Here is an 8,990-nt window from a genome sequence, read left to right on the forward strand (position 1 = left end):
ACATCCCCATCCGACGCCGCGGAGGACGAGCTGTGCCCCTCAGTTCCCGACTGCCGCTCGAGGCCTCGCCGCGCAGCGCGCAGCAGGCCCGGCGCTGGGTCGGCGGGATCTGTCGGCAGCTGGAGCGCGACGACCTCGTGGATGCGGCCGAGCTCGGGACGTCCGAGCTGGTCACCAACGCCGTCCTGCACGGCGCCGAGCCGATCGTGGTGATGGTGCGGGGCACCGCCTCGCACCCCCGGGTCGAGGTGCACGACGGCTCGGCGGTGATGCCGGACCCGCCCGTGCCGGTCTCCGAGGACGCCGAGCTGGACGACCTGCTGACCACGTTCGGGCGCGGGCTGGCCATCGTGGCGCGCTGCTCCTCCACCTGGGGAGCGACGAACGAGGCCACCGGCAAGGTGGTGTGGTTCGAGCCGACCGCCGAGGAGCGCGACGACGTGGCCGAGGGTGTCATCGACGACGTCGAGGACGCCGACCCCGAGCCGGTCAGCGACGCGGCGGTGCCGGTGGTGCTGCGCGGGTTCGACCTGGAGCTGATGGCCCGGCTGGCCCGGCAGTACGCCGAGCTGCGGCGCGAGCTGCGCCTGCTGGCCCTGGCCCACCACGACGCGTACCCGCTGGCCAGCGACCTGTCGGCGATGTTCGTCAACTACGAGCGCCAGTTCCCGCGCGAGTTCCACGACCAGGTCGCCGAGGCGTCGGCGGCCGGCGAGCGCCGGATCAACCTCACCATGCCGGCCTCCCCCGAGGCGGCGCCGATCTTCTCCACGATGGTCGACATGTTCGACCTCGCGGACGCGTTCTGCCGTGCCGAGCGGCTGCTGTCGCTGGAGCGCAGTCCGCGCGAGCGGGCGTTCCACACGTGGATGCTGACCGAGATCGTGGCCCAGCTCGAGGGCGAGCAGGCCACCACCTGGGAGGACGTCGACCCGTCGTCCCACACCCCGCAGCCCGTCGCGTGAGCGACACCTCGACCGGTACGGCCGCCCCGTCCGCCGTGCCGTCGGCGACGGCCGGCGCGGGACTCGTCGCCCTCGGGGCGGCCGCCGGCGCCGTGCTGCGGTGGGCGCTCGAGGTGGCGGCGGGCGACCTGGCGTTGTGGTCGGTCGTGGCGATCAACGTGGTCGGGGCGTTCGTCCTGGGCGTGCTGCCGGCGTGGCGGCGGATCCGTACGTCTCCGGCGCTGGGTGCGCTGCTGGGCCCAGGTTTCCTCGGCGGGTTCACCACGGTGTCCAGCTGGGCCGGGCACACCGTCCGCCTCGTCGAGGACGGCGCGTACGCCACGGCGGCCGCGTACGTCGTGGTGACGGTGGTGGCCGCGGTGGCTGCAGCCGCGCTGGGGCGTCGTCTGGCCGCGGGACGGCTGCGGTGAGCGGGCTGCTGGTGGCGCTGGGCGCCGCGGTCGGCGCCCCGCTGAGGTACCTCTGCGCCCGCCGGTGGGACACCGTGTGGCCGCTGGGCACCTGGCTGGTCAACGTCGTCGGCTCGGCGCTCCTCGGTCTCTTCCTCGGCCTGTCGCTGGACGGCGCGTGGTGGGCACTGCTGGGCACCGGCTTCTGCGGCGGCCTCACCTCGTACTCCGCCTTCGCCGTGCACGCCGTGGACCTGCCGTTGCGCCCCTCGGCTGTGTACGTCGCGGCGACCGTCGCCGGCTCGCTGGCGGCGTGTGCGGCCGGGCTGGGCCTCGGCCTGCTGCTCTGAGGCCGGTCAGCCCCAGCCCAGGGCGTGCAGGCGGGCGTCGTCGAGGCCGAAGTGGTGGGCGATCTCGTGGACCACGGTGATCCGCACCTCGTCCTCGAGCTCCTCGTACGACTCGCACATGTCGGTGAGCGGCTCGCGGAACAGGAAGATGCGGTCGGGCAGCAGGCCGGCGTGGTTGGCGGCGCGCTCGGTGAGGGCGACCCCGTCGTACAGCCCGAGCAGGTCGGGGTCCTCGGGCGGCGCGAACTCCTCCACCAGGACGACCACGTTGTGCACGAGGGCTGCCAGCTCGGTCGGCAGGTCGTCGAGGGCACGCTCGACGAGGACGTCGAACTCGGCGGCGGTGATCTCCACGGGCACGGGGTCAGCGTAGGTGGCACCGGCAACACGCGATCCCCGGAGCACGTCATCCGAAATGCAGAAGAGGGTGAGCCGGTGGCTCACCCTCTTCTGTGTCTGCGACCCTGACGAGACTTGAACTCGCGACCTCCGCCGTGACAGGGCGGCGCGCTAACCAACTGCGCTACAGGGCCTGGTTGCTTCTCCGCTTGCGCGGTGAGGCGAGTGGAACTCTAACCCATGTCTTCCAGAACTTCCCAATCGGGGGTTTCGGTGACCCGGGTCGTACCCCCAACGGGATTCGAACCCGTGCTACCGCCGTGAAAGGGCGACGTCCTAGGCCGCTAGACGATGGGGGCCAGCGTGCCCCGACAGCATAGGACAGAAGGCGATCCCGCACGGAACCGACGGAGTGAAGTGACTCACAACAACATTGCGGGATTTACAATGGTGTGTGACGCACAGTATTGTGGAGCCATGGCCACCAAGAACGCCGACGACGTCCTGAGGACGCACCGCCAGGAACTGCGCCGCGGCACCGTCGTCGTGGCCAGCCTCGCCGCCCTCCGCACACCGGGGTACGGCTACGCGCTGCTCGAGGAGCTCGCCGGGCACGGCATCGAGGTGGAGGCCAACACCCTCTACCCGCTGCTGCGCCGCCTGGAGGAGCAGGACCTGCTGAGCAGCGAGTGGAACACCGACGAGTCACGGCCCCGCAAGGTCTACCGGACCAGCACCGCGGGAGAACAGGTGCTCGCCACCCTGCTGGCCGACCTCGACGACATCCGCGCCTCACTCACCAGCATCACCCGCGACCAGAACGGAGCCAGCTGATGCCCGCCACTCTCACCCAGCGCTACGTGCACGCCACGGTGCGCGACCTCCCGGCCGAGCGTCGTGACGACCTCGCCCGGGAGCTCAGCTCCACCATCGAGGACATGGTGGAGGGGCACCTCGCCGCCGGCATGACCCCCGAGGAGGCCGAGCGCGCCGCGCTGGTCGAGCTCGGCCACCCCGCCAACCTGGCCGCCAGCTACTCCGGCCGGCCGCAGTACCTCATCGGCCCGCGCTTCTACGGCATCTGGGAGCGGCTGACCAAGAACCTGCTGCTGTGGGTGCCGATCACCGTCGCCGCGCTCAGCGCGCTGGGCGACGCGACCGACACCAGCCCCGACACCCTGGGCGGCGTCATCGCCTCTGCCGTGGTGACACTGCTCGGTACGGCCCTCCAGGTCGCCTTCTGGACGACCGCGGTGTTCGCCGTCATCGACCGGGTCACCACCGACGACGACCTGGGGGCGTTCTCCCCCGACTCGCTCCCGGACCTGCCCGACGACCACCAGGGCATCACGCTGGGCGAGGCGGTCGCCGGGGCCGTGTTCAACCTGATCCTGGGCGGACTCATCGTCGCCCAGCAGTTCCGTACCGGCGTGGGCGAGGACGGCACCACCCCCCTGCTCAACCCCGACCTCTGGTCGCTGTGGCTGCCGGTGCTGATCGTCGGGTGCGTGGCCTCGGCCGCGCTGGAGCTGTGGCGCTACCGCGCGGGATGGACGGTGCCGACGTTTCTCGGCACGGTCGTGACCTCGGTGGCCACCGCGGGGCCGATCGCCTGGCTCGCCCAGGAGCACCGGCTGCTCAACCCCGACTTCCTGGAGGCGGTCTCCCTGACCGGCCGCAACCTCGACGTCACCATGGACGTGGTGATGGCCGGAGCCGTCCTCGTCGCGCTCTGGGAGATCGTCGAGGGCGTGTGGCGCACGTTCGTACGCCCGTCGTTGCCGCCGCGTGGACACTGATTCCGCGACGCGGGGGAGGCTCATGTAGAGTCTCCCCCGCTTGGGCAGGTAGCTCAGTTGGTACGAGCGATCGCCTGAAAAGTGATAGGTCGGCGGTTCGACCCCGCCCCTGCCCACAAGCACAGAAGGCCCCGATCACGTCCCGATCGGGGCCTTCTGCGTCGCTCAGCGCGAGGCGTACTCGATGGCCGCGACGTTGACCTGGTGCACGTACTCGGTGGACTTGTTGTACGACAGCACCGCCGCGCTCCACCCGTCGACCGTGGACAGGTCGCCGCCGCCCTCGCAGAGGTACCGGGCCGCCGCCAGTGCCGCGTCGTCGAGGTCGTGCGGGTCGGCGGTGCCGTCCTCGTCGCCGTCGACGCCCCACCGCTCCCACGAGGAGGGGATGAACTGCATCGGGCCGACGGCGTGCTCCCACCGGTCGTTGCCGTGCAACGCCGTACCCGACCGGCTCGCGCCGATCGCCGCCACGTCACCCTGACCGTCGAGGGCAGGGCCGAGGATCTCGGCGCTCGGCCGTCCGTCGGCGCCGAGCGTACGGCCGTCGATGGTGCCGTGGTGCGTCTCGACCCAGCCGATGCCGGCCAGGGTCGCCCAGCCGAGACCGCAGCCGTCGGGCGCGTTGAGGGTGGCCCGGCCGTACGCGCGGACCGCCGCCGCGGGGATCCCGCTGCCGGCGGCCGTGTCGGCGACCCAGGACTCCGCGGGCTGGCTCAGCGTGGGTGTGGCCTCGCGGGTGGGGGTGGGCGTCGGCACTGATCGGGCTGGCGCGGTCGCGAGCGCCTCGGCCGCGGGCAGCCGGCTCTCGGCGCCGTCGGACGTCCCGTCGTCGAGCGCCGACCACGCCACCACGCCCAGCAGGACGGCCGCCACGGCACCACCGGCGAGCATCGTCGTCCTCACCGGGGACCCCCGGTGGAGGACGGCTTCTGGGCACGGTTCACGGCTCCATGGTGACCTCCCGCCCCAACCCGGCCGGCGGCTGGGTACCCGTACCCAGGCACGATGAGTTGCGCGAACCGCGCGTGGAGCGCCGCTGACGGGGCAGGGTGTGGGCATGCTGATCCGCTACGCCGACCCGACGCGCTGCCCGAGCTGCGCGTACGCGCTGCCTCCGCACCCGCGCACGTGCCCGCAGTGCCGCGTCCCCTTGAGCGGCTCCACCGTGGAGGACCTCTTCGCCACGCTGCAGCGCGCCGACGTGCTGGTCGGCCGGCTGCGGGCCACCGCTGCCCCAGCGCCAGCACCGACCCAGGCACCGAGCCCAGCGGTGGTCCAGGCGCCCGCGGGGACGCCGTACCCGGCCCAGCCGTACCCGACCCCCACGCAGCCGGCCCCGACGCAGCCGGTCCGCACCGGCCCCACGCTCGGCGTGGTCCCCAAGGTGCTGCTCGGACTGGGTGCGCTGTTCCTCCTGGTCGGCGCGCTGACCTTCCTGGCGATGGCCTGGACGATGCTGGGGGTGGGCGGTCGCACCGTCATCCTCATCGCGATCACCCTGGGCGTGGCGGCAGGCTCGTGGCTGCTCGCCCGCAAGGGCCTGCGGATCGGCGCCGAGGCGATGTCGCTCGTCGCCCTGGGCCTGTTCACCCTCGACCTGTTCGGCGCCCAGAACGCGGGCTGGCTCGGCGACCTCGACGCCCCGGCCACCATGATGTGGTTCGGCGGCTGCATCGGTGCGGTCAGCCTCGCCGTGACGTTCGCGAGCCGGCTGGCCGGCGGCGAGCCGCTGGTCGCCCCGCAGACGGTCGGCGTCCCGGCCCTGCACGTGGCCGGGTTCGGTCTCACCTGGCAGCTCGACCACCCGACCGTCGCGCTGGCGGTCTGCCTCGCAGTCTGGCTCGTCCTGTCCGAGGTCTCGCGCCTGACCCGCCTCGAGGTGCTGGCGTACCTGTCCGGGCTCAGCGCCGCCGCGTGGTGGTGCGGCCTGGCCGGCTGGGCCACGGTCCGCTTCCTCAACGAGCCCAGCTCGACGTACGCCGACGTGCTCACCTCGAGCGCCTGGGTGCCGCTGCTGCTGGCGGTGGCTGCCCTCACCGTGCTGCCCCGCTGCATCGGCTGGGCGCGGCGTCTCCTCCCGCTCACCGTCGGCACCGGCTCGCTGATGCTGCTGCTCGCCCTGCTCCTGCCGGTGTACGACGAGCCCGTCACCCCGCGGACCCTGGTCCTGACCGGTCTGCTGGTCGCGGCCAGCGCCGCCGTGCTCCTCGTACCGGCCCGCACCTGGAAGGTGACCCCGGCGATCCCCGCCGCCTGGCTGTGGCTGGTCTCCCTGAGTGGTGTCCTCACCGCGATGGGCTCCGGCGCCGTGGCCCTCAGCGGCGCCGGGGAGTTCCTGGCGGCCCCCGTCACCGCGACGCTGCAGCCGGTGGACCCCGGCCCCACGCACCTGCTGGTCCTCGCGTGCGGACTCGGCGTGGCCGTCCTGCCCCTCGCGCTCCAGCGCGCCTTCCTCCCGCAGGTCCCCCTCGCGACCCAGGCCGTGGTCGCCGCGTGCGCCACCGCCGTGCTCACGCTCGTGCAGTTCCCGGTCCCGCTGGCGCTGGTCGTCGCCGTGCTGCTCGGGTGCGCGGCCGGTGGGGTCGTGGGCCTGGTCCGTACAGGCCGGACGCGGGGCACCCTCGACTGGCCGCTGGCCGTCATGACCGCCGTCTCCCTGTCCGCCGCCCTGGTGGTCGCCCTGCCCAGCGGCGCCCTGACGACCGTGGCGCTGCTGGCCTGCGCGGCGGCGTGCGCCGCCGGGTGGGTGGTCGCGCACCGGGGCCACCGGGCCGACCTGGCGTCGGTGGCAGCGCTGGCGCTGCCCGTGCCGCTGACCCTGGCGTCCTGGACGGGCCTGCACACCGCCGACGTCGACCTGTGGTGGGCGACGCTGGTGGCTGCCGTCGTGCTCGCCCCCGTCGTCCTGTGGCGCGCCGAGGTCCCCGTCGAAGCCGGCGCTGGCCTGGTCCTGGGTCTGAGCGCGGTGGTCAGCACCTCGCTGCACCCCGAGCCGTTGGTGTGGGCGAGCCTCCACCTGCTGGTCGCTGCCTGCTGCTTCTTCGCGACGGCGGCACTGCACGCCCACCGGCGCGGTGCGGCGTTCGTCGGCTCGCTCATGCTCGTGGCGGCGCTGTGGTGCCAGCTGGCGCACCGCGACGTCACCACGGTCGAGGCGTACTCGGTGCCGCTGGCCGCGGCGCTGCTGGTCGCCGGAGCCGTCCTGATGGTCCGGCGGCCGCAGCTGAGCAGCCTGGTGGGGCTCGGCGGCGGGCTGGCTGTCGGCCTGCTCCCCTCGCTGCTGGTGGTCCTGGTCACCCTCGAACCGGTCGGGCTCCGCGACGGGCTGCTGCTGGCCGCGAGCGTGGCCCTGGTCGTCCTCGGTGCCGCCCGCCACCTCAACGCGCCGCTGGTGATGGGGGCCGTGACCGGCACCCTGCTGGCGCTCAACCTCGCCGCCCCGTACGGCTACGTGGTCCCGACCTTCGTGTGGCTCGCCGCCGCCGGCATCGCGCTGACGGTCTGCGGCATCACCTGGGAGGCACGGCTGGCGAACGTGCGCGCCACGACCGCGTACCTGGCCCGCCTGCGCTGACGCCGCGGGCACAATGGGGCGGTGCCACAGACCCCCACCGGACCGAGCGTGACCTCCTTCGACGTGGGACCGTTCCGGACGGTGGGCCGGCACCGTCCCGTCGACCTGCTGTCGGCGACCACGCGTACGGTGCTGCCGCCCGGCGCTCAGCGGCACCCGTTCGCCCGGCCGGCACCGTACGCCGCCGTGCTGGCCACCCCCTCCCCCGATGCCGACGGGGTCCGTCTCGCGCTGCACTCCGGCGGCACCGAGCTGGCCGTGCTGTGGCGCGAGGGCCGGGTGGGGCTCGAGGTCGCCACCGGCGAGGAGGTGACCCGGCACCGCAGCCGCCGCTTCGGGCGCGTCGACGCGGCGCCGCAGCGGGTCGCGCTGACCCTGACCGGGACCCACCTCACCGTCTTCACCGCTGAGCACGACACGTGGGTCGCCCGCGGCCGGGTGGACCTGCTCGGTCGCCTCGACACCCGCGACGAGACGTGGCTGGCGGGCCTGGAGATCCGCACCACGGGGCGCCTCGACGCGCTCGAGGCGGGCGGGTTCGGGCAGCTGGGCCTGCGCGACGTACGACTCGTCACCGAGGCCGACGGCACACCGGTCCGCGACGGGTCGAGCGTCTGGCTCTCGGCCACCTCGGCGGGTCCGGGGTTCTTCGACACCGCCCACACCAGCCTCTGGCGCTACGACACCGCCACCGACGACCTCACCCACACGGGCGACCTCTTCTTCCGCCGCCCCGACCGGCCCGGCGTGTACGGCGACCACGCCACGCACGTCCTGCGGGACGGGGACCGCTGGCTGGTCGCCACGAGCACCTGGGGCGACTTCGCGCCGCCCGAGCGCCGGGCCGAGCGACGCCGGTCCTCGACGCTGCGGATCACCCTCGCCGAGCCGGTCGGCGACCCGCGGAGCGGCGAGCACGTGCTCGACACCTCCGAGCTGCCCGTCCCCGTCGAGGGGTTCACGTCGGTGGCCACCTGGGACCCGCACCTGGTGCACCGCGGCGACCAGTGGTGGGTCGGGTACGTGAGCGCCAGCCGCTTCTTCCGGTTCCACCCGGTGCTCGCCTCCGGGCCACGCCTCGACGCCCTGACCCAGCGAGGCGTCTCCGCGGACCGCACGGCCACCGAGGGCACCACGGTCGTGCCGTACGGACCCGGCCTGGTCGTCGTGGCCAGCGACGGGCGCGACGGACGCTCCGGCCAGCGCGAGGCGTACCCGGTCTTCGACACGACGATGCACCAGATCGGCACCCTCGACGCGCCGTACCCGTCGAACATCCCGTGGCCCTGCCTCGTGCCGCCCGGCGACGCCGGTGGACCGTGGCTGATGCTCACCTTCGACGGCACCCCGCGCGACCCCGGCCTGCTCGGGTACGGCACCCACGGCGACCTGATCGTGATGAGGACGCGCTGAGGGTACGCCACGCGGGCGCAGCGCTGGCGCCCTCACGGGCGCCAGCCGCGCACCACACCAGCCCGTGGGCTGGACCGCTACTCCACGAACCGTCACGTCCACCGCACCACGGGGTTCTCCCGTGGCGCAGCACACCGGCGCGCGGCGAGGTCAGTCGC

General features: G+C 73.7%; 9 protein-coding genes and 3 tRNA genes. 8 read left to right on the forward strand and 4 right to left on the reverse strand.

Translation table 11 applies throughout. From position 1 onward, the window contains the following. The first annotated feature begins 32 nt into the window (after positions 1-32). The 3 genes from ACI379_RS09600 to ACI379_RS09610 are packed head-to-tail and all read left to right on the forward strand — an operon-like array spanning position 33 to position 1,704. Positions 33-965 (forward strand): ATP-binding protein, encoded by a 933-nt coding sequence (locus tag ACI379_RS09600; RefSeq protein WP_439791860.1) that lies wholly within the window; start codon positions 33-35, stop codon positions 963-965. Then, the gene (locus ACI379_RS09605) at positions 962-1,375 is read left to right on the forward strand and encodes a fluoride efflux transporter FluC (RefSeq protein ID WP_439791861.1); all 414 of its coding nucleotides are present in this window, start codon (positions 962-964) and stop codon (positions 1,373-1,375) included. Before ACI379_RS09600 ends, ACI379_RS09605 begins: the two co-directional genes overlap by 4 nt. Further along, positions 1,372-1,704, forward strand: a complete 333-nt coding sequence (locus ACI379_RS09610) for a fluoride efflux transporter FluC (protein ID WP_439791862.1) — start codon at positions 1,372-1,374, stop codon at positions 1,702-1,704. Before ACI379_RS09605 ends, ACI379_RS09610 begins: the two co-directional genes overlap by 4 nt. Before the next feature lie 6 nt (positions 1,705-1,710). Here the strand turns inward: ACI379_RS09610 and ACI379_RS09615 are convergent, their stop codons facing one another. The 3 genes from ACI379_RS09615 to ACI379_RS09625 all read right to left on the reverse strand — a co-directional run bounded on the left by ACI379_RS09615 (position 1,711) and on the right by ACI379_RS09625 (position 2,402). Beyond that, positions 1,711-2,064 carry a metallopeptidase family protein gene (locus tag ACI379_RS09615; protein WP_439791863.1) on the reverse strand — a complete coding sequence of 118 codons (354 nt, stop codon included), beginning with the start codon at positions 2,062-2,064 and terminating at the stop codon, positions 1,711-1,713. A gap of 99 nt (positions 2,065-2,163) precedes the next feature. Then, positions 2,164-2,237: transfer RNA gene (locus ACI379_RS09620), tRNA-Asp, on the reverse strand. Positions 2,238-2,329: 92 nt separating this feature from the next. Further along, positions 2,330-2,402 (reverse strand) — tRNA-Glu (locus tag ACI379_RS09625). Positions 2,403-2,520: 118 nt separating this feature from the next. On the opposite strand from ACI379_RS09625, the gene ACI379_RS09630 reads away from it, so the two are divergent. The 3 genes from ACI379_RS09630 to ACI379_RS09640 all read left to right on the forward strand — a co-directional run bounded on the left by ACI379_RS09630 (position 2,521) and on the right by ACI379_RS09640 (position 3,958). Then, the gene (locus tag ACI379_RS09630; RefSeq protein ID WP_439791864.1) at positions 2,521-2,877 is read left to right on the forward strand and encodes a PadR family transcriptional regulator; all 357 of its coding nucleotides are present in this window, start codon (positions 2,521-2,523) and stop codon (positions 2,875-2,877) included. Beyond that, positions 2,877-3,842, forward strand: a complete 966-nt coding sequence (locus ACI379_RS09635; protein ID WP_439791865.1) for a permease prefix domain 1-containing protein — start codon at positions 2,877-2,879, stop codon at positions 3,840-3,842. The genes ACI379_RS09630 and ACI379_RS09635 overlap by 1 nt, the downstream gene beginning before the upstream one ends. A 42-nt stretch (positions 3,843-3,884) precedes the next feature. Continuing rightward, positions 3,885-3,958 (forward strand) — tRNA-Phe (locus ACI379_RS09640). Positions 3,959-4,007: 49 nt separating this feature from the next. On the opposite strand, the gene ACI379_RS09645 is transcribed toward ACI379_RS09640, so the two are convergent. Further along, the gene (locus ACI379_RS09645; protein ID WP_439791866.1) at positions 4,008-4,748 is read right to left on the reverse strand and encodes a lytic murein transglycosylase; all 741 of its coding nucleotides are present in this window, start codon (positions 4,746-4,748) and stop codon (positions 4,008-4,010) included. A 154-nt stretch (positions 4,749-4,902) separates the two neighbouring features. Between ACI379_RS09645 and ACI379_RS09650 the strand changes: the two genes are divergently transcribed. Both ACI379_RS09650 and ACI379_RS09655 read left to right on the forward strand, forming a co-directional pair. Continuing rightward, positions 4,903-7,419 carry an SCO7613 C-terminal domain-containing membrane protein gene (locus tag ACI379_RS09650; protein ID WP_439791867.1) on the forward strand — a complete coding sequence of 839 codons (2,517 nt, stop codon included), beginning with the start codon at positions 4,903-4,905 and terminating at the stop codon, positions 7,417-7,419. Between the two features lie 21 nt (positions 7,420-7,440). After that, positions 7,441-8,832 (forward strand): hypothetical protein, encoded by a 1,392-nt coding sequence (locus tag ACI379_RS09655; protein WP_439791868.1) that lies wholly within the window; start codon positions 7,441-7,443, stop codon positions 8,830-8,832. Positions 8,833-8,990: the final 158 nt, after the last annotated feature.

The organism is Nocardioides sp. (genome assembly GCF_051876515.1).
Taxonomy (GTDB): Bacteria; Actinomycetota; Actinomycetes; order Propionibacteriales; family Nocardioidaceae; genus Nocardioides.